Origin of the sequence: Segatella oris (genome assembly GCF_900637655.1) — a bacterium.
Classification (GTDB): Bacteria; Bacteroidota; Bacteroidia; order Bacteroidales; family Bacteroidaceae; genus Prevotella; species Prevotella oris.
Genome location: NZ_LR134384.1, coordinates 316,958 through 341,263, shown reverse-complemented (window position 1 = coordinate 341,263; position 24,306 = coordinate 316,958). Strand labels below are relative to the sequence as shown.

22 protein-coding genes are annotated in these 24,306 nt (G+C 44.7%); 11 read left to right on the top strand and 11 right to left on the bottom strand.

Annotated features, from left to right (window positions below):
- Nucleotides 1-3: 3 nt before the first annotated feature.
- The gene (locus EL210_RS01450; protein WP_018919455.1) at nucleotides 4-813 is read right to left on the bottom strand and encodes an AAA family ATPase; all 810 of its coding nucleotides are present in this window, start codon (nucleotides 811-813) and stop codon (nucleotides 4-6) included.
- A gap of 102 nt (nucleotides 814-915) precedes the next feature.
- On the opposite strand from EL210_RS01450, the gene EL210_RS01445 reads away from it, so the two are divergent.
- The gene (locus tag EL210_RS01445) at nucleotides 916-1,836 is read left to right on the top strand and encodes a DMT family transporter (RefSeq protein ID WP_025879694.1); all 921 of its coding nucleotides are present in this window, start codon (nucleotides 916-918) and stop codon (nucleotides 1,834-1,836) included.
- Between the two features lie 103 nt (nucleotides 1,837-1,939).
- Nucleotides 1,940-2,887, top strand: coding sequence for a cysteine synthase A (gene cysK, locus EL210_RS01440; RefSeq protein ID WP_018919453.1), 948 nt, complete (start codon nucleotides 1,940-1,942; stop codon nucleotides 2,885-2,887).
- Between the two features lie 753 nt (nucleotides 2,888-3,640).
- On the opposite strand, the gene EL210_RS01435 is transcribed toward cysK, so the two are convergent.
- From EL210_RS01435 to EL210_RS01410, 6 genes are read right to left on the bottom strand one after another with little or no spacing between them, the layout of a single operon-like run.
- On the bottom strand, nucleotides 3,641-4,513 hold the full coding sequence (locus EL210_RS01435) for an alpha-1,2-fucosyltransferase (protein ID WP_018919452.1): 873 nt from the start codon (nucleotides 4,511-4,513) through the stop codon (nucleotides 3,641-3,643).
- Nucleotides 4,500-5,798 (bottom strand): lipopolysaccharide biosynthesis protein, encoded by a 1,299-nt coding sequence (locus EL210_RS01430; protein WP_232000403.1) that lies wholly within the window; start codon nucleotides 5,796-5,798, stop codon nucleotides 4,500-4,502. The genes EL210_RS01435 and EL210_RS01430 overlap by 14 nt, the downstream gene beginning before the upstream one ends.
- Nucleotides 5,798-6,568 carry a family 6 glucosyltransferase gene (locus EL210_RS01425; protein WP_018919450.1) on the bottom strand — a complete coding sequence of 257 codons (771 nt, stop codon included), beginning with the start codon at nucleotides 6,566-6,568 and terminating at the stop codon, nucleotides 5,798-5,800. Before EL210_RS01425 ends, EL210_RS01430 begins: the two co-directional genes overlap by 1 nt.
- A 1-nt stretch (nucleotide 6,569) precedes the next feature.
- On the bottom strand, nucleotides 6,570-7,724 hold the full coding sequence (locus tag EL210_RS01420) for an EpsG family protein (protein ID WP_018919449.1): 1,155 nt from the start codon (nucleotides 7,722-7,724) through the stop codon (nucleotides 6,570-6,572).
- Nucleotides 7,725-7,739: 15 nt separating this feature from the next.
- Nucleotides 7,740-9,323, bottom strand: coding sequence for a GumC family protein (locus EL210_RS01415; protein ID WP_025879695.1), 1,584 nt, complete (start codon nucleotides 9,321-9,323; stop codon nucleotides 7,740-7,742).
- A gap of 8 nt (nucleotides 9,324-9,331) precedes the next feature.
- Nucleotides 9,332-10,096 (bottom strand): polysaccharide biosynthesis/export family protein, encoded by a 765-nt coding sequence (locus EL210_RS01410; protein ID WP_025879696.1) that lies wholly within the window; start codon nucleotides 10,094-10,096, stop codon nucleotides 9,332-9,334.
- Between the two features lie 300 nt (nucleotides 10,097-10,396).
- Between EL210_RS01410 and EL210_RS01405 the strand changes: the two genes are divergently transcribed.
- Together EL210_RS01405 and EL210_RS01400 are read left to right on the top strand one after the other, a co-directional pair.
- Complete coding sequence (locus EL210_RS01405) at nucleotides 10,397-10,609, top strand: heavy-metal-associated domain-containing protein (protein WP_004374347.1); 213 nt, start codon at nucleotides 10,397-10,399, stop codon at nucleotides 10,607-10,609.
- Between the two features lie 11 nt (nucleotides 10,610-10,620).
- The gene (locus tag EL210_RS01400; protein ID WP_018919446.1) at nucleotides 10,621-12,540 is read left to right on the top strand and encodes a heavy metal translocating P-type ATPase; all 1,920 of its coding nucleotides are present in this window, start codon (nucleotides 10,621-10,623) and stop codon (nucleotides 12,538-12,540) included.
- Here EL210_RS01400 and EL210_RS01395 read toward each other — a convergent pair.
- The gene (locus EL210_RS01395; protein WP_018919445.1) at nucleotides 12,537-13,313 is read right to left on the bottom strand and encodes a hypothetical protein; all 777 of its coding nucleotides are present in this window, start codon (nucleotides 13,311-13,313) and stop codon (nucleotides 12,537-12,539) included. The two genes, EL210_RS01400 and EL210_RS01395, sit on opposite strands and share 4 nt — an antisense overlap.
- A gap of 137 nt (nucleotides 13,314-13,450) precedes the next feature.
- On the opposite strand from EL210_RS01395, the gene EL210_RS01390 reads away from it, so the two are divergent.
- A complete protein-coding gene (locus tag EL210_RS01390) occupies nucleotides 13,451-14,080 on the top strand; it encodes a Tat pathway signal sequence (RefSeq protein ID WP_018919444.1) in 630 nt (209 codons plus the stop codon).
- 2 nt (nucleotides 14,081-14,082) lie between these two features.
- On the top strand, nucleotides 14,083-14,904 hold the full coding sequence (locus tag EL210_RS01385; protein WP_018919443.1) for a tetratricopeptide repeat protein: 822 nt from the start codon (nucleotides 14,083-14,085) through the stop codon (nucleotides 14,902-14,904).
- A 612-nt stretch (nucleotides 14,905-15,516) separates the two neighbouring features.
- Here the strand turns inward: EL210_RS01385 and udk are convergent.
- The 3 genes from udk to EL210_RS01370 all read right to left on the bottom strand — a co-directional run bounded on the left by udk (nucleotide 15,517) and on the right by EL210_RS01370 (nucleotide 17,912).
- Nucleotides 15,517-16,155: a uridine kinase gene (gene udk / locus EL210_RS01380; RefSeq protein ID WP_004374361.1), complete on the bottom strand. Its 639-nt coding sequence runs from the start codon at nucleotides 16,153-16,155 to the stop codon at nucleotides 15,517-15,519.
- 105 nt (nucleotides 16,156-16,260) lie between these two features.
- Complete coding sequence (locus tag EL210_RS01375; protein WP_004374363.1) at nucleotides 16,261-16,863, bottom strand: uracil-DNA glycosylase family protein; 603 nt, start codon at nucleotides 16,861-16,863, stop codon at nucleotides 16,261-16,263.
- A 5-nt stretch (nucleotides 16,864-16,868) separates the two neighbouring features.
- On the bottom strand, nucleotides 16,869-17,912 hold the full coding sequence (locus EL210_RS01370) for an endonuclease/exonuclease/phosphatase family protein (protein ID WP_018919442.1): 1,044 nt from the start codon (nucleotides 17,910-17,912) through the stop codon (nucleotides 16,869-16,871).
- A gap of 190 nt (nucleotides 17,913-18,102) precedes the next feature.
- Here EL210_RS01370 and EL210_RS01365 point away from each other — a divergent pair, with 190 nt between their 5' ends.
- The 5 genes from EL210_RS01365 to EL210_RS01345 all read left to right on the top strand — a co-directional run bounded on the left by EL210_RS01365 (nucleotide 18,103) and on the right by EL210_RS01345 (nucleotide 24,256).
- Nucleotides 18,103-20,634: a TonB-dependent receptor domain-containing protein gene (locus tag EL210_RS01365; RefSeq protein WP_018919441.1), complete on the top strand. Its 2,532-nt coding sequence runs from the start codon at nucleotides 18,103-18,105 to the stop codon at nucleotides 20,632-20,634.
- A 20-nt stretch (nucleotides 20,635-20,654) separates the two neighbouring features.
- On the top strand, nucleotides 20,655-21,494 hold the full coding sequence (locus tag EL210_RS01360; protein WP_018919440.1) for a DUF5689 domain-containing protein: 840 nt from the start codon (nucleotides 20,655-20,657) through the stop codon (nucleotides 21,492-21,494).
- Nucleotides 21,495-21,530: 36 nt separating this feature from the next.
- Nucleotides 21,531-22,853 carry a DUF6359 domain-containing protein gene (locus tag EL210_RS01355; RefSeq protein WP_025879698.1) on the top strand — a complete coding sequence of 441 codons (1,323 nt, stop codon included), beginning with the start codon at nucleotides 21,531-21,533 and terminating at the stop codon, nucleotides 22,851-22,853.
- 103 nt (nucleotides 22,854-22,956) lie between these two features.
- A complete protein-coding gene (locus tag EL210_RS01350) occupies nucleotides 22,957-23,208 on the top strand; it encodes a type B 50S ribosomal protein L31 (protein ID WP_004374378.1) in 252 nt (83 codons plus the stop codon).
- A gap of 97 nt (nucleotides 23,209-23,305) precedes the next feature.
- Entirely contained in the window at nucleotides 23,306-24,256 is a 951-nt protein-coding gene (locus tag EL210_RS01345; protein WP_018919438.1) for a DNA/RNA non-specific endonuclease, read from the top strand.
- Nucleotides 24,257-24,306 lie beyond the last annotated feature (50 nt).

Below are 24,306 nucleotides of genomic sequence, written 5' to 3'. Positions count from 1 at the left end.
CATTTATAGGGTGATGTCGGTCACCTCTGTTACATGGTCCATCCAGCCGTTCATAATGACTGCCGGACTATGTGTTGCCACGATAAGCTGCACATTTGGATTGAGTTTCAGAATGAGTTCGATGAGTCGTTTCTGCCATTCGAAATGCAGACTCACCTCGGGTTCGTCCATGAAAAGCACGTAAGGCTTGCGGTCTTCCACTAAAACTGTCAGCAGAATAGCCAGCATTTGTTTCTCACCACTCGACAGTTGATAAGGTCTCAACACCTCTCCAAGCTGTGAGAAACGTATTTCGTTTTCACTTCGGATGATTTGTTTGCCGGTCTCTTTAAACAGATCATCGATGATATCTTGAAACATTTTCTTGGCATCCGAGATGCTTTGTGCCTGCTGAGCAGCGTCATCTGCGCCGCTTTGAAGCACTTCAATGATACGGTTGCCGACATTAACCTGATAGTCGAGATACTTGCGTTGCAGCAGAAAGAGCTGCCAATCAAGTTCTGTGTTCAGGTTTTCTATCTGTGAAAGTGAGTCACTGCTGACCATAGGTCGGTCGAAAGAGCGGATTACATCATAGCGAATCCACTTGGCATCTGACGGCTGAACTTTCAAATGCACACCTTTCAACAAGTGGCTTGGGAACTCTCCTCCCTGTGAAAGTCCACGGATAACCTTCGACAATATTGTGCTTTTGCCGACGCCGTTGATACCGCTTAAGATGTTCACTTTGCGGTCGAGATTCCACAAGATATGTTTCGTGCCACTCCAAAGTGACTCGATTTCAATCTGTTCGATATAGTCTGCGTATTTCATATCGTATGCTATCTATACCGCAAATATAGTAAATAAAACGGTATGAAAGGCGTAGTGAGCGCATTTTTTTATACTTTTGCACGCAAGAACTGTATTTACAAAATGAATTTCAAACATAATATTCCACTCCAATCCCATTTGAGTATGCTGATGGCCGAAGTCTTTTGGGGACTCATGGCGCCATTGGGGAAGGACGCAATGACCCATGGTTTCGATGGTATCAGCATGGTTTCAATGCGTGTAATGGGCGGAGCCATACTCTTTTGGCTGACAGCTTTGTTCACGAAAAAGGAGAAAGTATCTCTTCGCGACAAGCTACTTTTCGCCGGAGCTGCCGTGTTTGGTTTGGCTTGTAACCAATGTTTATATACCATAGGATTGAGTATTACCTCGCCAGTCAATTCAAGTATCGTCACCACCTCCATGCCCATCTTCGCCATGGTGCTTGCTTTCCTGATATTGAAAGAGCCTATCACATTTCAGAAAGCCCTCGGAGTGTTCGTTGGTTTCTGTGGAGCTGTGATTTTAGTACTGACAAGTGCGGCCGCAGTCAGCGACAAAGTGGGTGACATCCGCGGTGACCTGATGTGCATAGGTGCCCAACTTTCGTTTGCGCTTTACCTTTCTTTATTCAACAAACTCATTAAGCGTTACTCGGTTTTCACGGTCAACAAATGGATGTTTCTATGGGCAACACTTCTCATCTGGCCGTTTTCTTTCACTCATGTTGCTGCCATTCAGTGGTGCGAAGTGCCTTTGAAGAGTTGGTGGGAAGCAGGCTTTGTCGTCTTTTTCGGCACCTATTTAAGTTATATTCTCACGATGGTTGGCCAGCATTATCTGCGCCCGACAGTGGTCAGCATCTATAATTATGTGCAACCCATCGTGGCAGTTTCAGTCAGCATTGCTACCGGAATAGGTGTCTTTACATGGCTTCAGGGGCTCGCAGTTCTATTGGTTTTCACAGGTGTTTGGTTCGTCATCAAGAGTAAGTCAAAGCGGGATGTTGCCGTGAAATCATAGCAAATACCATATTTGTGGTATGCAATATGCCCTGAATATGCGATACCCCAAGTCATGATTTAGCCTTACCTTTGCAGCAGGATAATGAATAAAAACAAAGCATATGACAAAGATTTACAGACAAATTACCGATCTTATCGGTCACACTCCCTTAGTGGAGCTTAGCAAATATTCCAAGTTTCGCGGTGTAGAAACACCCGTCATAGCCAAGATTGAGTATTTCAATCCGGGCGGAAGTGTGAAAGACCGCATCGCATGGGCTATGATTGAAGAGGCTGAAAAGGCCGGAAAACTGAAACCGGGTGCCACGATTATCGAGCCGACGAGTGGCAACACGGGTGTCGGGTTGGCTTTGGTGGCAGCCGTGAAAGGCTACCGACTCATCCTCACGATGCCCGAAACGATGAGCATTGAGCGTCGAAGTCTCGTGAAAGCCTATGGTGCACAGGTGAAACTTACCGATGGAAAAGAGGGCATGAAAGGGGCTATCAAGGCAGCAGAACAGTTGTGTGACAGCATCGAGGGCAGCATCATCCTCGGTCAGTTCATTAATCAAGCCAACCCACGCATGCATTATCACACCACAGGTCCTGAGATTTGGCAGGATACCGACAGCAGAGTTGACATCTTCGTTGCAGGCGTTGGAACAGGTGGAACGGTAGCAGGCATAGGCAAATATCTTAAGGAACAGAACCCCGACATACATGTAGTTGCTGTCGAACCTGCCGATTCTCCCGTGCTGAGCGGTGGCAAGAGCGGCCCTCACAAGATACAAGGTATCGGTGCAGGCTTTGTTCCTGAGACCTATGACAGCACCTATATTGACGAGGTTTTCAAGGTAGAGAACGACCAAGCTATCCTTACAGGCCGTCAATTGGCACAGCAGGAAGGTCTCTTAGTGGGCATTTCTTCGGGCGCAGCTGCCTTTGCAGCCACCGAGATTGCATGCAGACCGGAGAATAAGGGCAAGCGAATTGTGACGCTTTTCCCCGATACCGGAGAGCGCTATCTCTCTACAGTTCTCTACGCATTTGACGAATATCCGCTATAAATCTGCATGCTGAATTAACCACAGATTGCTGCTCTTGGGCCGTCTTTTCAGTTCTTTAGCGGGCAGACGAGGCTTTCTGAAGAACGGATAACCCTGCTGATGGGAGCGAAATCCAGACTGTGTATCTGCTCATCAACGAATGAAAAGGCCGTGCCATGCATTGCTTTGAAGTCGTTGCTTGAGTGGATACACATTTTTTCCTGGCCGTCTCGATTTCTCCTTTTACCCTGATTTGCATGGTCAAAGCACTTGTCTGTCGGGCAATTATCCGTGTAAGCGGAAAATAGGTTAAATCTTTTCAAGTAACTTTACAAATGCCCTCGCAGGATTTGCGAATTCAAAATGAAAGTTATCCTCGCTCCAAATAAGCGCCGTTTTTGGGCATCTTGCAATGTCTTGACAATCAAATCATTATGAAATTTAAGGCAAATGATGAGGTGAAATTACGCTGAAAAGCCATGCGATTTGCATCAAATGAGGCCGTCATTTGCTTCATTTCAGCGTGCAATCTAAGGCAGATAGCGATGTGATTAGCGTCAAGTTACATCGCAAAAAGACAGAAGTGGCGACCTCGAAACCACAAAACGGCTTCACATAGGTGTAGAAAGCAGACTTTCATTTCTATTTGGTTGCGTCATGAGATGTTAAAAACAGGCTAACAATCTTTACAAAATGCGCAGGGTATCGGCAGCTTTTCATCTCGCATGTCTTGATATCATAAGCCCTACAATGCCTGCCGTCGGCATTTCATTCCTATAATTTTAGCCATGCTTCTACAGCCGGTGAGGGCTTTCGGTCATTGGCATACCATTGGTGGGGGGCTATCGTGATGCCATCGTTTGCCGTAGAGAGCCATGCACCCCACCATGAGAATGAGGAGTTGGCAATGATGTGGTGCTTGCAAAACGTCATGAGTTGCATGTCGCGATAGCTTTCTTTGCCGTGGTTCCAATCTACATAGTGCGTGCGTCGCCCGTCACATAGCGGTTCGATATGCGTCTTGCACCATGCGATGTCGTTGGAGAAGATGAGATAACAATAGGGATCTGCCATTTGATTGAGTCGTGAAATGGCCTGCTGATAATAGGCGATATCGCAGGTGTTCTGAAACAAAGGCTCTTTCAAGTAATCACCTCTTCTGACATGAAGAGAGGCAAAACGGCCTTCTTTCAGCATGTTTTCAACCTTTCGGTTGCTGTCACCAACGAGCGGTGTGAACTTGAAGGCTTCGATAATCTCAGTGCGGAAGGCTTTGAAATAGCGTTCATTCTGCCAATAACCATCATAGTATAGGCTGCCTTCAAGGTTCAACAAATCACTTTGAAAACGGCAATCTGCCGACTCACATACCATGGTCTTGCGCTTAGGAAGCAGTCGGCTGCCCACCCTCCAAAGCTGATAATGCGGATAAGGCCAGGCCAATTGTGCCACTTCCTTCAGCGATGCAGCCTTAAATCTGTGGCCGAAGATTTCGTCAAGTTGGTAGCCTTGGTGCTTATGATAGCCGTTGAAGCCATGCAAGTCGAGTTTGATTTCCTCGTCTTTCCATTTCTTTTGCAGTGCAACAGCTAATGCATATTGAAACATTTGGTTGCCAAGTCCACCTATAATCTTAATGATTTTCATTGGATTTTCTTTGCATGCGTTGTAGGAAAAAGACTGGTGTCGTCAGCACAAGCCATAGCTGTTGCAGGATATTGCAGGAGATTAACCTGCCTGCTAAATAGCTCACGGTAACAGCATTCAGTATATAATAAAGTGTCAGAAGGCGCAGGAATATGACAATGTTGAATTGAATTCCAAGGAGAATTGTTGCTACCAACAGGGTTCTTCTGATGATATCAAGTCGGAAAAGCCAGTCAGTGCGTCCCTTGATCAGGAGGATATCCTGATTGATGTCATAGAAAGGATAGACAAAACCAATGACAGAAAAGTAGCGAAGATAGGTGGCTACAGGTTCCCAACCGGCAGGTAAAAGCATTTGAACAAAGAAGTCTGACCCCACAAAAAGTATCACCATGATACTTCCTATCAGCCAGAATGCTGTCCCGACTACGTGTTGACTGTAGATACTTAGCTTCTTGTTGTCGTCTTGAAAGGTTGACATGACGGAATAACTGACGCGGTGTATGGAGTAAGAAATCGTGCCGGCAGTGAGGTAGGGAATTTTATTTGCTATGGTATAGTGGCCTAATATTGTTGCGTTATAGTATTTTCCGACAATCAAGTTGGCTAAGTTGTCGGTGATAGCTGCTAAAGAATTGCTGCCCAAAAGATGCAAAGAAAAGCGCAGATACTTCTTAACTGAAGACCATATAAAGGTAGTTGTTGGTCTCCAAGAACTGTAAAACCAGAACAAAAGGCTTTGGAAAACTGCAAAAGAAAGGTTTTGCAGCACAAGCCCCCATGCGTCTTTACGTAGTAGGCTGACTGCAATTCCTATTCCACCTGACATGAGCATGGAACCCAAAGAAACTTTGGAGACCACCTTAAAACTAATGGATTTGAAGAAAAGAGCTTGCGGAACAACGATAAACGACTGGAATATCAGGGCCAAGAATGCTACTCTTATCAATGCCGTCAGCTTCTCTTCATGATAGAAATCGGCGATGAATGGCGCACAAATAAAGAATAAGAAATAGACCGAAATGCCCAACAGTACGTTGAACCAGAATATAGATGACTTGTCTTCTTCGGTCACCTTTTGCTCGTGGATGAGTGCCTGTCCGAAGCCACTGTCAATTAATATCGTGGAGAAAGCGAGGAAAATGGACATCATACTGACGAGTCCGAATTCTGAAGGTGGCACAATCTGGGCTATCAGAAAGGTACACAAGACTTGTATTCCCGTTTTCGAGAAACGCTCAACCATGCTCCATAGTGTGCTGTATAGCGTGCTCTTTCCTTTCATCAGATATACCATTTGATTGCATGAAGCACGATATGCAGGGCCTTTTTGAACTTTGCCAATAGGGAATGTCCCTTGCTTTTATCAAAGAAAGCGCTTATCTTCACCTTGTCTCTGATGATGATTTTAGGCTCAAAAGGAAGCTGTTTGCCTTCTGGATAGGCATATGCTGGCGAACCATTCATGCACTTATGTGTGTGGAGATAGTAGTTCAAGTGTGACTCGTCATGATAGATTGCGATTATATTATTGTCTAAATCCGTATGGATTTGCTGGCTGCAGGCTTGACAAAGCATAAGGTATTCTTTTGTTGTTCCACCGTTTAAGCTGCCCATATAATAATGATAATCGGTTTCAAAAGGAGCGATATAGGCTGTTGATTTCTTGTTCCTTTCGTAGGGAAACAGGAAAGATGGCTTGTTGTAATAGCCTGGATGCAACACTGCCATGAGTCCTTCTTGGGGCAGAAACTCCTTGTCTACAGGCGAAACAAAAAGCATATTGGCATTGAAGAAGAATGTGTAATCAAAGTCTTTCAGCTCATCCTGTATAGAAAGGAAGTAGTCAAAACGCAGTAAAGAGTCCATGGGAAACCCTTTACATGCTTGTGGAATAACCCTTATATCATTGCTTTTGTCGGGCAAGACTTGGTCAGTGAACACAAAAAAAGTCTTGTCTTCATCGGTAAGAAAATATTGTTTTGCAGACTGATAGAAGTCATGAAAGAACTGTGCATAACGTCCTGTGCATATATAAAGTATAGCTATTTTCATATCAATGTTCCTTTTGAAGATAGATATTATAATAGTGGTAGCGATCGCTGAAGTCGTAGAATGAGTAGGGTAACACGTGATACCACTCTTCTTTGACAGTGATGATGACGGTTATTCTGACTAAGAGGACAGCAGAAAGCAATACAATAAAGCTGTTCCTGAAGGCGCGTTTTCGGGGCGTCGAGGCTATGGGTGACTGCTCATTCAACAAGCAAGTGAGGAGTATCATATAGAGAATAGGCCACGTATAGACATTAATTCGGAAGAGAGGAAGGAATACTAACGTGACAATGCAAACGCATATAGAGAAGATGCACAGCCAGAAATCGGTGCGATCTAACTTTGTTTTGTTTTGATGATAACTGAAAAAGATGGCTGAAATGAGCAGAATCATCAGCAAACCGTTTAGGATTGCAGCAGTCGGAGCGGCTTGTCGGTGAATGCTTATCTTAAGATAAAGATGCCCGGCAAAGCCTAACAGCCCTAATACATAATAGATAAAGCAAGCGATAATGACTGCGCTTGAAAGGACAATGACAACATTTCGCGTGTTCGTTTTCATACATTTGAGCAGTGGAAGCGCCAAAAGCGTGAGGGCTGAAGTGTGGAACAATGTTCCAAGCAATATCAGTAAGACATATGATTTCCACTTGTCTTTCTTCAAAAGAAAGTAGGCTTGATAAAAGAACAACAGTGCTATTGTCTGCCGTATCAATGAGAATTGATCCAACCAAACGCCTGAAATGCACAGGATAAAGGCTGAAAGTGCAACCTTATCTGTGAACTTTGCTATCATCCGGATATTGCCCCAGATGAAGATAAAGGATGAAAACAGGATGATAGTATAGGGATTTAGTGATACATACTTAATCAAAATATGCATCAATACTTGATATCCCCACTCGAATTTCAATGCGGGAGAGAAACTGAAAACAGAAGAATGGAGATAGCTGTTATATTGTGATAGGTGGTAATATGTGCCGTAATAATGCGGTGTGTCGTTGAGAACGGTGATGTCACGGAAGCCGAAAAAGCCGAATAGTAGGCAGAAACAAAGTACGATTTCAAATAGTTTTCTCGTGCCTGCATTCTTGAAAATACGGGAAACAAGTGCCACGATGACGAATGAAAAGAAATAAAGTACGATGATCAGCATAACCGTTTGCAGGCTTTAAGCTTCTTCTTGAAGCATGCATTCAACGTTCATTTTTGCGAATATCCAGCCTAAAGGCAATATGAGTCCTATCAGTAAAGCGCCAAAGATAATTGCAATAGCATTGGGTTTCACGGGTTTCAACCCACCCATGGGTGGGGAGAGAATACGCGTCTTGTAGGGGGTGAATGCCTGGGAGAGGATGTTTTCTTCTCTTTTTTGCAACATGAAGATATATAGTTGCTCTTCAATTTTCTGCTGACGCTCGGCAGATAAGAGGAATTTTGCCTGCACGGGACTGGCTTTCACGCGTGCATCATTCTCGCCTTTCAGCCCACCATAGTTGGCAATCTGGATGTCGGCCTGTCGGATAGTGTTGCTTAATGCAGCCTTGATAGACGCCCGAAGATTGGCCAATTGCTTCTCCATGCCTTGTACAATACTGTTTCCCGTGTTGCTGTTCTCGGCAATTCGGTTACGTTCCAATTGCAGTTTGTTGTATTCTTCAATTTGAGTGGACAGCACTTTGTCGTTGCTCAGCAGGTTCACGGGCAGCGTTTGGTTGGCATTGGAATGGTTGTTGAGGAACCGTTCCACATCGTGTGCCGCTTCTCTTTGACCGCGCAAAGTGGCCAATTCGCTGCTCATTTTTGTGGAATTCTCCATGGCAAGCTTGGTTGTTTCGGTGACATCGGGCAGGTTGTGCTGCGACTTATAGGTGGTTATTGTGTTTTCAGCCTTTCCCAATTCGGCCGTTATCTCGGCTATTCTGTTGTCGATGAAACGCGTAGTCGTGGTGTTCAACGTGTTCTCATCAGCCATCCATTTCTCGTTGTACACCTTGATAATCATGTTCAGAATATCTTCTGCCCTTTCTGGAACAGCGTCTTGATAAGTTAAATCAATGACAGAACCCAACTCTTCTGTAATCCCGGCCTCGAGTTTCTTGAGGATATTGTCAACCATATTGATTGCTGCCACCTTGTTTAATTGTATCGTTTCGTCCTCTTTCCCAGTGTAGGCAGCTGTCGGAGTGATTGCAATGAGCCCGATAGGAGAATGGAACACGCTGTTCACTTTGCCTTGATACTCCTGTTCAAAGGTTTCTTCTCCCTTTTTAAGTTTATAAATTTTGACGCTCCCCTCTTTGAGTTCAATCTTCATTCCGGCTTCATCATTGGGCTTGAGTCCGTTGATAAACACTTTGACAGGCAGTGTCTCGCCATACAAAGGCAGTTTACGCAGGCAAGGACGAGTTGTGTAATTGTAATCTAAATGCAGGCGATTGACCACCTCCATGATATTGGCCGGCGTCTTCATGGCAATGAGTTCGTTGCTCACATTGGACGATCCGCCGAACAATCCCCCCATGCCTTGAATCATACTAAGCCCTGCTGTGAGTTTCGAACTGGGGCTGGCGTCCTCCTTAATCATTATCTGTGCGGAGCGTTCATACATGGGGTTCTTCATCAAGAGATAGCCTGTTGCCAACAAGAGGCAGCCAAGAACCGAGCCCATCAACCATTTGCGGTTGACTGAAATCCTGTGAAAATAATCCTTAAATGTAATTCCTGAGGCAGCTATAGAAGTCGTTGTTTGCATCATTCTTATTATTTAAACACCAAAACGGCAATGGTTGTGAGCAGTGAAGCAATGGAAACCCAAAACGAGGTAGACTGTAACGTGTTGCCATTCAGGGTGGCCTGACGCTGTCGGGTCTTATTCGCCGGCACGTAAACAATATCGTTCTGTTGCAGATAATAGGCCGGAGACTGCATCGTTTCCTGGGCCGAAGCGAGGTTTAATACGTATATCTTGGTCTCGTCTCCTTGCCTTCTGACCACTCTTACACTGTCTCTCTTGCCGTAAATTGTCATATCGCCGGCCTTTCCCATGGCTTCATAGATGTTGATGTTGTCATTGTCTATGGAGATTGTTCCAGGCTTGTTCACCTCTCCCAAGACTGATATTTTGAGGTTGGTGAAGTCAAGTGTCACGACGGCATCCTTTGTTCCGTATTCTGAAATCAATCGGTTTTTAATCGTTTCTGCGGCTTGGTTGCGTGTAAGTCCTGCCAAATGAATGGCTCCCAACATCGGGAAATCAATCTCTCCCCTGTTGTTTACCGTGTAAGTCAACACATTCTGCATGTTGGGAAGCGATATATTGAAGTGTTGAGTGAGCACATCATCCTTGCTTTTTACAAAGATTGCGAGGCGGTCGCCCTGTTGAACAGTGATTTCATCAGGGGCATTTCTGATGACGTTATGGTAGGGACTGTCTTCCATATAATTGATGTTCTTGGGCGTGGAGCATGATGCAATCAGCATCATTAGACTTGCCAGAAACATGATTTCTTTTGTTTTCCTTGTCATAAATGTTATAGATGTATTGCTTATATATAACTCTTTTTTCGTTGCTTTATTGTTAACAAGACAGAAATACTGCCCAAGCAAGGTGACTATGGACTGCATTTCGTCTGTTGTTATCAGGATGCAAAGGTAGTTATTTTCTTCGAATTATCCCGATTTGCAGGCTGTTTTCATGAACGGAGGAAAGCTACTTTCGGTGAAATTACAGTGTAATGATATAAATGTTTTCCATGATTCTATAACACGTTTATATTCAAATCGTGTAACTTTGCACTTAGATAAAACAATTAAAATGATAGGATTATGGCAACAAAGACTTTTAAAGTGAATGGTATGAAGTGTGTACATTGCAAAGCAAATGTAGAGAATGCAATCCAAAGTTTAGTGGGAGTGCAGCATGCCGAGGCTAATCTTGAGGCCAAGAATGTGAGCGTTGATTTCGATGAAAGCCGTGTAAAGGAGGCTGATATCAAAGCGGCGGTTGAGGGAGCTGGCCGTTATGAACTGCAGATTTAATTGATTTCGTGATGAAAAAGACTATTCCTGTCGTTGGCATGGCATGCTCGGCATGTTCTGCCAACGTTGAAAAGAAACTCAATTCTTTAGAGGGTGTGCATGCCGCCTCAGTTTCGTTGGCTGGCCGTTCGGCACTTATAGACTTCGATCCTGCCGTTATCTCGCTCGACGATATGAAGCGCGAAATCAACAATATCGGCTATGATCTCGTGACAGAAGCCGACAGAAGTGCGATTGAGATTGAGCAAAGCGCCTATGTGTTACTGCGTCGTAAAGTTCTGTTTTCATGGATTTTTGCGTTGCTTGTGATGGCAATTTCGATGCATTGGATTGTTTTGGGAAACCGCGATATGGGCAATCAGGTGTCGCTGTTGCTGGCATTATTCAACCTCATTTATTGTGGACGATCGTTCTATCTGACGGCATTCAAACAGCTCAGACATGGTGCAGCCAACATGGATACATTAGTGGCTTTATCAACAGGGATAAGCTTCTTGTTCAGTGTTTTCAATACTTTTTGGGGCGAAAGTGTGTGGGGAAGCCGTGGCATTGCATGGCACACCTATTACGATGCAAGCGTGATGATTATCACATTTGTGCTCACCGGTCGCCTTTTGGAAGAGAAAGCAAAGGATGCTACGGCTTCTTCTATCCGACAGTTGATGGGGCTTCAGCCCAAGACGGCACGCATTGTGCAAGACGGAAAGATAGAAGAAGTGCCCATTTCGACCATAGAATGTGGTGATGTTCTTGAGGTTCGGGCCGGTGACAAGATACCCGTTGACGGCGAAGTTGTGTCGGCAGAGAGTTTCATGAAGGCCGATGCAGCTTATATTGACGAGAGTATGATTACGGGAGAACCTACTCCTTGCGAGAAAGTTAAAGGCAGCAAGGTGCTTGCCGGAACGATACCAAGCCAGGGAAAACTACGCATGCGGGCTCGTCAGATAGGTGAAAATACGGCCTTGGCACACATCATCCAAATGGTTCAGGAAGCGCAAGGAAGCAAGGCTCCTGTACAGAGAATTGTCGACAAGGTAGCTTTGGTTTTCGTGCCGGTAGTGGCATGTGTGGCTGTTGTCACCTTCTTGTTATGGTGGATTATCGGTGGAAACGCAGCATTGCCACAAGCCATATTGTCGGCCATTGCAGTGCTTGTGATAGCCTGTCCTTGCGCCATGGGGCTCGCTACGCCTACGGCTTTAATGGTCGGTATCGGTAAGGCTGCACAGGAAAAAGTGCTCATCAAGGACGCCACAGCATTGGAACGCATGCGCAAGGTCGATGCTGTCGTTATTGACAAGACGGGTACTTTGACAATTCCCAATCAAGAAATTGACTTCACGAAAGCCGACAATCTGCCCTTAGAAGCACGCGAAACGCTGAAGCCTCATGCAGCGGAAGCGATGCAGGAACTGCAGAATGCGGGCATAGAAGTGCACATGATGAGCGGTGATAAGGAAGAAGCTGCCCGCTATTGGGCCGAGAAAGCCGGCATCAAACATTATAGGAGTAAGGTGCTTCCACAGGATAAAGAAAACCTTGTTCGTGAGCTTCAGCAACGCGGAAAGACTGTAGCCATGGTGGGAGATGGCATCAATGACACGCAGGCTTTGGCTTTAGCCGACGTCAGTATCGCTATCGGTCGCGGTACAGATGTAGCCATGGATGTGGCTCAAGTGACGCTCATGGGCGACGACTTGAGGTCTATTCCCAAGGCCATTCAATTGAGTCGGCGCACCGTAAAGATGATTGCAGAAAACCTCTTTTGGGCCTTTATATACAACATTGTGTGCCTGCCTTTGGCCGCAGGTGTGCTCTATCTTTTCGGAATCAGCTTCCAGATAACGCCTATGTGGGCAAGTGCTTTAATGGCATTCTCAAGTGTAAGCGTCGTGTTGAACAGCTTACGGCTGAAGCTAATGGCTTAATAATGCGGGGTGGGATAGTTGTATTGGTCGAAATACTGAAAGCCCTGACGATGATACCACACACCTTCGACATTCAATTGAATGCTGAACGACGGGTTGAAATTATATTTCACAGCAGCTCCAATGACGTCGGCACCGGGCATTCCTATGCCTGATGCCATCGGATAATACATGCCGAAGTGCCCCGGATAGCCGTAGCCCATGTAACCATAGCGGTTATAAAAGCTGCCATAATTGCTGGCAACGCTCTTCTGTCCGTATATCCAAGCTTCCCAATGTTCGTTGAAACGATAGCCAAGAGCAGCGTAGAGTGCGCCGTCGCGATAGGAATCTCCGCCCCAATTGATGTTCTGAAGATAGCCACCGGCAGCCAACCAGAGTTTGTTGTCCTTGGATAAAGGAGCCAGATAGGTGGCACTAAGACGCTGAGCCAGACCGCCATGATGTGGCAGGTTCTTGCCGAAAGTGGCGAAAGCCGATAGGTCTACCGACACATTGAGCCCTTTGTGGAGTCCCCACCCATAATCATATAAATAAGGTGAGAGCACACTTGGGGCCACAACCTCTTTCTGCCGGTCTTGTAAAAGCTCGGTTCTGACCGATTCACCCGTATAGACATAACTTGTCGTATCGGTATAAACCGTATCGCCGGGAAGCAGCCATCCCTTGCGGGGAGCATCGAAACTGTGGAGCGGTCCCTCGTGGATTTGCGTCTGAGCCTGTGCAGAAAGCGCACCGACCAATGCTATAATGATAATCTTTATCCTTTTCATTGTGGCAAAGATACAAAATGAAAGCAGAATGTGAGCATTCAGTTAGAACTTTTTATTATAACATTTTTAAAAACAACGGCTAACCTTAAATAAACTGAAATAATTTTGTTGTTCTTTTGATTTGCTATAATTTTGTGATGAATAACAAAAGAAGAGAGCTTATGAAAAAGATGAATTCCATGGTGATAGCTATGGCCTTGCTGACAATGGCCTTGCCAATGAACGCACAAACGAATAAGAATAAACAGCAGGAATCGCTGGTGAAGAAAGTCACAACGATTTGGAATAATGCGAAGAAACAGGTGAAACAGACAGGGAAAGATATCGGAGAGAAAATCGGTTTCGATGATATGGCTGCAAAAGAGCAGGATGCAGACTTGATAGAAGTAGACGGAATGAAGTATATGCCGATATATAATTTCGACTTGTTTGTGAACAGTCATACCAAGGAGGATGCCGAGTTGGTGCGTCTTTCGCGTGAGGCTTTCATTAAGAAATATCCTAATGCCGAGATTATGTATGCCGTTGTACCTCAGCAAGACTGGCTCCATACGGCCTTACGTGACGGTTCTAAGGTGACAGGCTACCGTCGGCGTGCCTATTGTTTCGTAGTAGCTAAGGATGGTTCTGACGGCTATCTCAATGCTCGTTTCCTTTTTTCTGCAGAGCGTGTGGCAGGTGGTGAGTATGTGAAAAGCAATAGTTGGCCACGTTGGGAGCGCACGGATGTCATACCAAGTCATGTTTATCCAAAACTGATTAAATAACAATGAATTTCTTTAAAAAGCTATTTGGGAGCAGTGTTTCACCTTCAGAAGAGGAACAGAAAGAGGCAGAAGGCAAGGAATTTGACGTGCTGAAATATGATGGCATGCGCGCTTTCAAAACAGGAGAAACGGCATTTGCCATTGAATGTTTCCGTCATGCATTGCGTTTGCAGGAAGACCTTGAGGTGAGAGACTATCTCTCTCAAGCCCTCATTCAAAGCAATGAGCTGCTGAAAGCCTATGATGAACTGCAGAAACTTGCCGATGCAGAGCCTGACAATATCCAAATTGTTATCCGCATGGCACACGTGGCTTACATGATGGAAAACTACACAGCAATGGGTGATGCGTGTGAACGTGGAAAACTTCTCGACAAGGATAATGTGGATATCAATTATCTTTATGCGCGTGCCTGCTTGGGTATGGGCGACCTTGTCAATACGATTGCCATGCTCACAAAGACTATCTCGCTTGATGAAGACTATGTTTCGGCTTATCAGTTGCGGGGAGAAACATTGCTGAAAATGGGCGATGTGGAAGGTGCCGATGCGGATGTGGCATGGCTTCTGAACCATGATGAGACCAACGAAGATGCGTTGTTACTGAAGGCCCGCATAGAGGAAGCGCGGCAACATCATGCCTCTGCCATGGAGTTCTATGGTAAGGTGATAGCACAAAATCCTTTCAATGTGGATGCGTTTCGTGAGCGTGGTGCCATCAGATTGGCACAAGGTGACAAACAAGGTGCCGAGGAAGATATGAAGCTGGTGCTTGAATTAAGTCCGGAAATGCAGCAGGAAGTCAGCGGAGACTACTCTAATTAATGCATAATTTTTAATGTGGAATGCGGAGTGTTAAATTGAATTTAATTCATAATGCACAATTCACAATGCATAATTACGGAGTGAGTTATAACTAATTTCCTTGCAAGTTCGGCCTCCCCTCCTTGGGAGGGGTCGGGGGAGGTCTCGCAAGTTATCACTCCCCTCCTTGGGAGGGGCTGGGGGAGGTCCCGCAAGTCGGCTCTCCCCTCCCTTGGGGAGGGGTTGGGGGTGGGTTCTTGTTATTTTCTTTTACAAATGCTTTCGCAGGAAGGGGCGTGCTGAGAAACAAACGCATTGCGGTCGGAAATACGCGAGTTTTGAGCCTGTTTGCAACGCATTGACTATGAGGATATTATGAAAAACAAGGTAAGATACAGCGTAAAATCATGGCAAAAAGCGTTGCAATCTACGTCATTTTAGCCTGCGTTTTGCTTCATTTTGCACGCTGAAATGATGCAGATGAGCGTGTAAGTTGACGCAGATTGCAAGATGACAAGCCATAAATGATGAAACAAAAGCCGTTTTCAGCCTCTTAAACTCGCTGAAAACGGCTTTTCTATTTCTATTTCGAAGGTTTTCAAAGTGCCTTTTTAACGCACTCTTTTTTTACATTTATTCTCTTGGCACAAGGCCCTCAATGTAGTCACAAAGAATGCTGATGCCCTTGATGTTTTCGCCACCTTGCGGTATAATCAGGTCGGCATAACGCTTTGTCGGCTCGATGAATTGCTCGTGCATTGGCTTCAAAACTTCGAGGTATCTCTCGACAACCATTGACACAGTACGCCCTCTGTCAATCGTATCGCGCTGTATATTGCGGATCAATCGCTCATCAGGATCGGCATCAACGAATATCTTAAGATCCATCAAGTCACGCAGTTTCTTGTTCAACAACGTCATGATGCCCTCTATAATGATAACGGGTTTGGGTTCCACATGAATGGTTTCAGGCAGGCGGTTGCAAAGGATGTAGCTGTAAGTGGGCTGCTCTATGGCCTTTCCTTCACGAAGATCGTTAACCTGTTTGTGGAGTAGTTTCCAATCAAATGCATCGGGATGGTCGAAGTTTATAGCGTGTCTTTCTTCTTCTGTCATGTGAGAAGTGTCGTTATAGTAGGAGTCAAGAGGCACCACTGCAACGTAATGAGGAGGTAAAGTCTCTACAATCTTCTTTACAACTGTGGTTTTCCCACTACCAGTTCCACCGGCAATGCCGATGATAGTAATCTTTTTTAAGTCACAATTCATCATGTATTATTTAGCGTTATGGTTCGTTCTTCCCTCCTTTGGGACCGTAGATTGCTGTTCGTTGAGTGAGCACAACGAGGAAAGCAAAGGCACCGATGGAGGCCTCTGTCACAGTTCTTCAAACATCTTTCGATAGAATTCAGCCTTCTTCTCGATTTGCATGGGGTAGGCACGGCTGCTGCTTGGCATGCGATAGAGACGCAATGTGCGGCCTTCAAAGGTGAATTCCGTGTATTGTCCCATCTTGGGAATGGTCTTTATGCCATAGTGCTTGGTGAAGACTTCCGTGGCAAGTTGCCCGGCAGCTAATATGCTTTTGCATGCGGGAAGGCTGCGAAGCATGTTGTCAAGGTCGCTTGGTTCAACGATTTCAAGGTCCTTGTCGGAGGCGTTGTTCTTGGTACGTCGGATGCGAAGTGCCGTATCGAAGATGGCAACTCCCTTTTCCTTGAGCAGTGCCTTGATGGCATCAACGTTGAAAGTCTTGTGCTCTTGGTCAACGAAATGCATCTTGTCGCCAAAGAACAGATAGCCAAAGATGCGCCACATATCGTTCTGAAAGTTGGGATAATACCATTCCATGCACCAGCGCTTGGGTGCCGGTGGGAATGTTCCTAACATGAGCAGTCGGGCATTCTTGGGCAACCAAGGTTCAAAGGGGTGGGTTTCTATCTCTAAGTTTGCCTGTTTTTCAGCTTCTTTCTTTTGCATTCTGTTTATTTTTGTTCCTTGACTAAATAGACACAGACAGGCAAGTGATCGGAGAAACCATCAAGCCATACGCCACCGGCAGTGGTTCGTTTCGGGCTGCCTTTATACTGTCCTTCGGATTGGAAGAGGTAAGGCATGCGCTGAATTTGGTTCTTCCAGAACTTCAGTGTCGTGAAGTTGTTCTCACCTTTCTTATTTAATAGGTTGGGAGTCATGACGATTTGGTCGAAAAGGTTCCATGTTCCGCGATACATCAACGTTCCTTTTCCCTGCTTCTTCAATATGTTATACCATGGATTATACATGTCGTCGGCCCCTACTTTCTCGATGCTTTCCTTTGCAGAAAGGGCTTCATACATGCTCTTGTCAGTAGGATCGTCATTCATATCTCCCATGACAAACACTTTCATCTGTGGGTTGAGAACCAGTAATGAGTCTTTAACGGCCTGGGCTTGCAATGCTCCCCACTCACGATAAGAAGGGCCGCTGAAGCGGCTCGGCAGGTGACAGACGATGAAAGCTACAGGCTCGTTGGCTAACTTCCCGGTGACAGTGAGGAAGCCTCGGGTAACAAACGACGTGTCTTGTTCGGTGCTGTTGCGGTAAGGAACAAGCGTTTCGCTCTCCATAGTGAATAGAGACGGGTTGTAAATCAGGGCGCAATCAATGCCGCGTTTGTCGGGACCTTCGATGTGAGCAAATTGATAATTGCGGGCTTTCAGTTCTGGTTGAGCGGTCAAATCTTCAAGAGTTTTACGGTTTTCAACCTCACTGAGTCCGATAACGGCACAGCCGACGTTGGGCAGAACATCGGTTCCCATGTCGGCAAGTGCACGTGCCATGTTGTGGAGTTTGTGGCTGTATTTAAGTCCATCCCACCGATATGATCCAGTAGGAAGAAAGTCATAGTCACGTTTCCCTGCATCATGGCAGGTGTCAAATAGGTTTTCTTGATTGTAGAAGCCTACTGCATAAACAGAGAACTTCTTTTGGGCAGAGGTGGAAAGGCATACAAAGAGCGCCACCAATAAAAATACTTGCTTCTTCATTATTATAGTTAAAAACAGTTGTCTGACTTTGGTTTAAAGCCCATTTCAAATGGGGAGACTGTTTGCAAAAGTAAGTAAAATAATTCAAGTTATATGCTTTTGATGAAAAAAAGAACACAAAATACTCGTTACTTTAGAATAAATTTCGTTACTTTGCAATTAAACATTAATATTTATTAAATAACATTCTATGCAAAAACATCTCCAATTAGCGGTGGTGATGCTATTCTCTTCGTCGGCTATGGTTGCGCAGAATACGACGTCTCAGCAGCCGACAAAGCCTTTAGATGAAAACGCATTCACATTCACCGAAGCACAGTTGGGAGAGGATGACAACATGACTCAGAATGTCACTATCCTCAATTCTGCCACTAATACCTATGCAAGTGAGGTTGGTTATCTGTTCTCTCCGGTGCGATTCCGTTATCGCGCATTCAATCAGAAGTATAATGAAATCTACATTAATGGTGCTCCTGTCAACGATGTTGAACGCGGACAGTTCAGCTTCTCGTCTGTAGGTGGACTCAATCAGATGACACGTAACGTGGATTTCTCACTCCCGTTTGAGAGCAACAACTATGCTATGACAGGCATGGCCGGTAGTAATAACTACAATTTCAGAAGTGGAAACATGGCTGCCGGACATCGTATAAGCTTGGCAGGTGCCAACCGTAACTACACCATGCGTGGCATGTACACTTATAATAGTGGTTTTAATGCCAAGGGGTGGGCTTTTAGTGGGAACCTCACCTATCGTTGGGCAAACCGCGGTTATGTAGAGGGCACATTCTATAATGCCTTGTCTTATTTCATTGGTGTACAGAAACTGTTCGGTAACCACAGTCTTTCTTTCTCCACATGGGGTAATCCAACCGAGCGTTCTACACAGGGAGCAGCGACCGATGAAAGCTTCTGGATAGCCAATGATTACCAGTATAACCCTTATTGGGGCTATCAAGATGGGAAGAAACGAAACTCTCGTGTTGTCACAGACTTTGCTCCTACAGCCCTCTTGACATGGGATTGGAACATCAATAACAATACAAAATTAACGACAACCTTACTTGGGAAGTACAGCATGTACAAAAGTACGAAGCTCAATTATAATAATGCAGACAACCCACAGCCAGATTATTATAAGGTGTTACCCAGCAACTTCTATGATGTATGGGGTAACATCTCACGCTTCAAGACCCCACAGGCTTTGGCCGATTGGCGCACAGCTTACGAATGGCTTTCAAGCAGTAAGGCACATCGCCAGATAGACTGGAACCGCTTGTATGAGGCTAACCGCGGTGCAAGTCAGCAGGGGGCAGACGCTATGTACTATGTACAGGCTCGCCACAACAATAATATTTATTTGACGTTGGCTTCTGCCTTGACTAAGAATTTGACTGAAAAGAGCATCTGGAACCTTGGTTTTGCCGTTGCAGGTAATAAGGGGTTCCACTATAAGACTATGGAAGATATGCTCGGAGCAAAGTCTTTCCACAACGTAAACAACTATGCAATAGGCACATTTACAAAGAATTCAGACGCTGTGCAGTATGATCTTAACCGACCAAATGCCCTTGTTGGTGAAGGCGATAAGTTTGGTTACGATTATCATATCAATGTACTTCGTGGCAATATATGGAGTAATTATGCTGAAACATTCGGTATCTTACATTATAGCATTGCTGCCAAGGTGGGCTATGATGCAATGAACCGTGATGGAAAAATGCGTAATGGTTTGTTTGCAAATAACTCATATGGCAAGAGCAAGACTGCTGAATTCCTCTCTGGTGGAGCTAAGTTTGCAAGCTCTGTCGACATGGGACATGGTAGCGTTTTGTCGCTCGGAGTAGGCTATGAAACCAAGGCTCCGAATGCGTATGTAGCTTTCCAAGCTCCTGAAATGAATAATGATTTCGTGCAAGACCTAAAGAGTGAGCGTATTTTCAGCAGCGAATTGGGTTATCAGTTCAGCACATCTTGGCTGCATGCTAACTTGAGTGGCTATTACAGTCGTGTTGACAATGCTACCGAATGGACTTGTTTCTACTTCGATGACATTAATTCTTTCTCCTACAATGCACTCAATAAGCTGAAGAAAGCCTATTATGGTGTGGAGTTAGGTATGAAGTTTAAGCTGACTTCCTATCTTGATTTGAAGGCTTTGGGCACAATCAGTGAGGCTAAGAACTTGAGCAATGCACACGTTCGTTACTTGAATTCTACACAAGGAAATTACCAGGATGACGAGGCTATCGTAAAGGGAATGCGCGAGAGTGGCACTCCTCTTACTGCAGCAAATATAGGACTTAGCTTCCATCAGCAAGGCTGGTTCATCGATTTGAACGGTAATTATTACGACCGCATCTACTTGGGTTACTCGCCTTATTACCGCTATGCATCGTCCTTGAAGGCTATCGGGGCAATTGATAGTAATGGAAATTATATCGTCAGTCTGCAGGATAAGGGTAAAGGAGGCTTTATGCTTGATGCAAGTATAGGCAAGACTATCCGCTTGAAGAAAGGCTCGTTGTCAATCAACCTCATGATAACCAACCTCTTGAACAACCAAAAGATTGTCACCGGAGGTTATGAACAGAGTCGCAGTGACTACTCTGTTAAGACCGATGGAACCACAAGTGACCGCACTTATCGCTTCTCGAAGAACCCGAAGAAGTATCATGTATATGGCACAAATGGTATGTTGCAGGCATCATATAGATTCTAATCACTAATAGAAAAGACAATATGAAGAATATCAAATACATTATGCTGGCACTGCTCTGTGGGCTTTTCACAGGCTGTATGGACGGTGATTGGGATACACCAAGCGGTGGACATACGCGCGGAAACGCTCAAATCAAAGAGACGAATGTCCAGACTATTGCCCAGCTGAAGGCTAAATATGCAAGCACACTTGCCAGTGCTTATGGCTATACTCAGGTCACTGATGACGAACAAATCAAAGCCGTTGTGACCGGGAACGATATAGAAGGCAACCTTTTTGGTCAGATTTCAGTTGATGACGGCACTGGAGCTATGCTCATAGCTATCAGTGAAGGCGGTATCAATGGTTATCTCCCGGTAGGCACGGAGATACTCATCAGCCTCAAAGACCTATATATCGGCAACTACGGATACCAGCCACAGATAGGTACTCTCTATGAAAGTGCAAAGGGACAGACGTCAGTAAGCCGTATGGCTCGCATGCGTTGGGACCAGCATTTCACTTATACCGACAACAACAAGACGGTAACACCAGTGGAGTTTGACAAAAGTAAGATTTCTGATGCCAATTACTTGGCGGCCAACTGTGGTAAGTTGATGACTTTGAAAAACGTTTATTTCAAGGACGGAGGCCAGAAAGTGTATGCTAACAAGGCCGATGTTGTCAACAATAACAGCTGTGAACGTGCGCTCAAAGGCATCAATGCTAATAATCTTGTCGTACGAACAAGCACCTATGCAGACTTTGCTGCCGACACCTTACCTGTTAGTAAGGTGAATATTACGGGTGTTTTCACGCGCTATAACAATAAGTGGCAGGTGATCATTCGGTCGGCAAAAGATGTTGAATACGTACAATAAATTAAACTATTCGATAAAAACTAAATGAGTAAGATTATGAAAAAACTACTTTATTCCTTGTTCCTTATGGCTATTGCTGCCATGACATTTACAAGTTGTGAGAATGTTCCTGAACCCTATGATAATCCCAATGGCAATAAAGAAAAGCCTACTCCTGGGGCTAAGATAGAGCCAGCGGGCAAGGGAACTGAGGCTGATCCCTACAATGTTGCTGCTGCTATGCAACTCCTCAAGGCTGCAAAAGCTGACGAACCGACGGCTCCAATGTACGTAAGAGGTAAGATTGTAGAAATTCAGGGCGTTGAAACAAAAACGTATGGCAATGCGAATTACTATATTGCCGACAGCAAAGACGCAACCCAGAAGCTTTACATTTTCCAAAGCTTATACTTGGGTAAGAAGAGGTTTACTTCTGAAAACCAGATCAAGGTGGGTGATGACGTTGTAGTTTATGGCCCGTTCGTTAACTTCAAAGGTAACAAACCGGAGACCGTCGGCAAGGGAGCTACCTATATTCATATGTTGAATGGTCAGACTTCGGGTGGCGAAACACCTGCTGTTGACAAAGAAGAAGGTGACGGAACTGCAGCCTCTCCATTCAATGTTGCAGCTGCTTTGGCAAAGGGTAATGCAAAGAATGTCTATACCAAAGGCTTCATCGTAGGGTATATCTATGGTAAGAAAGCTTCTGAAGGTGCCGTGTTTAATGCTGATACTTGTACTGTTGAAACCAATGTTCTCATTGCAACCAATGCCAATGAAACTAAGCTTTCAAAATGTGTTGCCGTTCAGTTGCCGAAGGGAACTGTAAGAGAAAGTTTGAATCTTAAGGCGCATAAGCAGAATTATAAGCAGGAAGTTGTGCTCTACGGTGATATCGATAAGTACTTTGGTATGGCTGGAATTAAGAATCTGGCTTATGCAAAATTGGGTACAAAAGAGTTTGGTACTAAACCTGGCACTACACCTTCAACGCCTGCTGTTACAGCCAAAGGAACGGGTACACTCGCTGATCCTTTCAATGCAGTTGCAGCAAAAGAGGCTGCTTCAAAGCTGGGAAAGGGAAAGACTTCGACTACAGATGTTTACATTAAAGGCAAGATATCAAGCGTAAAGTATACCTTTAGTGCAAAATACGGCACTGCAACTTTCAATATTTCTGACGATGGAAAGGCTGGAAATGACTTCATTATTTATAGTACATTGTACTTAGAAAACAAGAAATGGGTTGAAGGTAAGGAGAACGTTAAAGTCGGAGATGAAGTTATTATCTGTGGAAAACTGACCAATTATAATGGAACTCTTGAGACCGCTTCAAAGCAAAGCTATCTTTATTCGCTGAACGGTAAGACCAAGTAAGACTTAGAAAAACCTCTTAAATAATTTGGCAGGCTGCGAAGTTTTCATTAACTTTGCAGCCTGTTACGTTGAAAAAGAATTATAAACTATAATATTTAACGAAATGAAAAAAGGTATTCACCCAGAAAACTATCGCCCCGTCGTATTCAAAGATATGTCCAACGGCGATATGTTCCTTACAAAGTCTACAGCAAAGACCAATGATACAGTAGAGTTTGAAGGCGAGACTTACCCAGTGGTAAAGATTGAAATCTCAAGCACTTCTCACCCGTTCTATACAGGTAAGAGTAAGCTTGTTGATACGGCAGGTCGCGTAGACCGCTTCATGAACCGTTACGGTAAGCTGAAGAAGTAAATATATCCTTTTTTAAGTATATATTCAAATTGGGAATGCGTTCAAACGTAGTTGCATATGCGTTTGAGCGCATTTTTTGCATTAAAAGCCTGAACCTATGAAATTCTATCGCCTGTTTCTGGCCCTTTCTGTGGCTGTTTTTTCCTTTATTTCGTGTGGAAACAATAATGATGATGACATTGATAATGGTGGCGGAACGACTACCGAAGCCAATGAAAATCGCAATGTTTTCACTGTCGGTAAGCCTGCGGAAGTCACTCGTTTAGAGTTTCCTAAGTTGAAAGGAGGCACGAGTGAGGTTATTGTCCACAGCACTTCAGACTTTGGAATGACTTATGCTTTGGAGTGGGATCACGCCAAAAAGTCACAGCGTTGGAGCTGTTATGAAATTACAAGTGCCAACAACAAGAAAGGTTGGAGTCGCGGAGATTGGAATAAGACGGCTTGGGGTGGCGACCCATTTCAGAAAGATCCGAAGATACCTGCTAATGAACAACCGTCTGTAAGAGGTGAGTTCAGCGGAAGCCACTATCCGGGTTACTCTAACAGTTACTATGACCGAGGTCATATCTGCGCCTCTGAAGACCGCATTTATTCAAAAGATGCCAACGAACAAACCTTTTATATGTCGAACATGCAGCCACAGGTTCATGTGTTTAATGCAGGGATTTGGCAGAAAATGGAAGCGTGCATACAGAGTAATGCCTACCGAGGTGAAGTGGTTTATGTGTGTAAAGGCGGAACGATAGATAAGGATTCACAGATTCTTACCCATACAAGGAGTGGCTTCATCGTGCCTCGTTATTTCTTCATGGCAGTGTTGATGAAGGATGAAAAGGGCTATCATGCTTTTGGTTTCTGGGTAGAACATCTCTATGAAAAGCATAAACAAGATCGCCTTTCGCAGTATGTTGTCAACATTGTTGACCTTGAGAAGAAGACCGGAATCGACTTCTTCTGCAATCTTCCTGACGAAACCGAGCGTAAAGTTGAACGGGAAAATGTGCAAGCAGTGCGGTCATATTTCAGGTCATGGGGAATTAATTAATTCATAATTCACAATGCATGATGCATAATTTTTAATGTGGAATGTGTAGT

Bases quoted from the DNA above. Each gene is read 5' to 3' on its own strand.
- EL210_RS01450 (WP_018919455.1), bottom strand. From the start codon at position 813: ATGAAATACGCAGACTATATCGAACAGATTGAAATCGAGTCACTTTGG.
- EL210_RS01445 (WP_025879694.1), top strand. From the start codon at position 916: ATGAATTTCAAACATAATATTCCACTCCAATCCCATTTGAGTATGCTG.
- cysK (WP_018919453.1), top strand. From the start codon at position 1,940: ATGACAAAGATTTACAGACAAATTACCGATCTTATCGGTCACACTCCC.
- EL210_RS01435 (WP_018919452.1), bottom strand. From the start codon at position 4,513: ATGAAAATCATTAAGATTATAGGTGGACTTGGCAACCAAATGTTTCAA.
- EL210_RS01430 (WP_232000403.1), bottom strand. From the start codon at position 5,798: ATGAAAGGAAAGAGCACGCTATACAGCACACTATGGAGCATGGTTGAG.
- EL210_RS01425 (WP_018919450.1), bottom strand. From the start codon at position 6,568: ATGAAAATAGCTATACTTTATATATGCACAGGACGTTATGCACAGTTC.
- EL210_RS01420 (WP_018919449.1), bottom strand. From the start codon at position 7,724: ATGCTGATCATCGTACTTTATTTCTTTTCATTCGTCATCGTGGCACTT.
- EL210_RS01415 (WP_025879695.1), bottom strand. From the start codon at position 9,323: ATGCAAACAACGACTTCTATAGCTGCCTCAGGAATTACATTTAAGGAT.
- EL210_RS01410 (WP_025879696.1), bottom strand. From the start codon at position 10,096: ATGACAAGGAAAACAAAAGAAATCATGTTTCTGGCAAGTCTAATGATG.
- EL210_RS01405 (WP_004374347.1), top strand. From the start codon at position 10,397: ATGGCAACAAAGACTTTTAAAGTGAATGGTATGAAGTGTGTACATTGC.
- EL210_RS01400 (WP_018919446.1), top strand. From the start codon at position 10,621: ATGAAAAAGACTATTCCTGTCGTTGGCATGGCATGCTCGGCATGTTCT.
- EL210_RS01395 (WP_018919445.1), bottom strand. From the start codon at position 13,313: ATGAAAAGGATAAAGATTATCATTATAGCATTGGTCGGTGCGCTTTCT.
- EL210_RS01390 (WP_018919444.1), top strand. From the start codon at position 13,451: ATGAATAACAAAAGAAGAGAGCTTATGAAAAAGATGAATTCCATGGTG.
- EL210_RS01385 (WP_018919443.1), top strand. From the start codon at position 14,083: ATGAATTTCTTTAAAAAGCTATTTGGGAGCAGTGTTTCACCTTCAGAA.
- udk (WP_004374361.1), bottom strand. From the start codon at position 16,155: ATGATGAATTGTGACTTAAAAAAGATTACTATCATCGGCATTGCCGGT.
- EL210_RS01375 (WP_004374363.1), bottom strand. From the start codon at position 16,863: ATGCAAAAGAAAGAAGCTGAAAAACAGGCAAACTTAGAGATAGAAACC.
- EL210_RS01370 (WP_018919442.1), bottom strand. From the start codon at position 17,912: ATGAAGAAGCAAGTATTTTTATTGGTGGCGCTCTTTGTATGCCTTTCC.
- EL210_RS01365 (WP_018919441.1), top strand. From the start codon at position 18,103: ATGCAAAAACATCTCCAATTAGCGGTGGTGATGCTATTCTCTTCGTCG.
- EL210_RS01360 (WP_018919440.1), top strand. From the start codon at position 20,655: ATGAAGAATATCAAATACATTATGCTGGCACTGCTCTGTGGGCTTTTC.
- EL210_RS01355 (WP_025879698.1), top strand. From the start codon at position 21,531: ATGAAAAAACTACTTTATTCCTTGTTCCTTATGGCTATTGCTGCCATG.
- EL210_RS01350 (WP_004374378.1), top strand. From the start codon at position 22,957: ATGAAAAAAGGTATTCACCCAGAAAACTATCGCCCCGTCGTATTCAAA.
- EL210_RS01345 (WP_018919438.1), top strand. From the start codon at position 23,306: ATGAAATTCTATCGCCTGTTTCTGGCCCTTTCTGTGGCTGTTTTTTCC.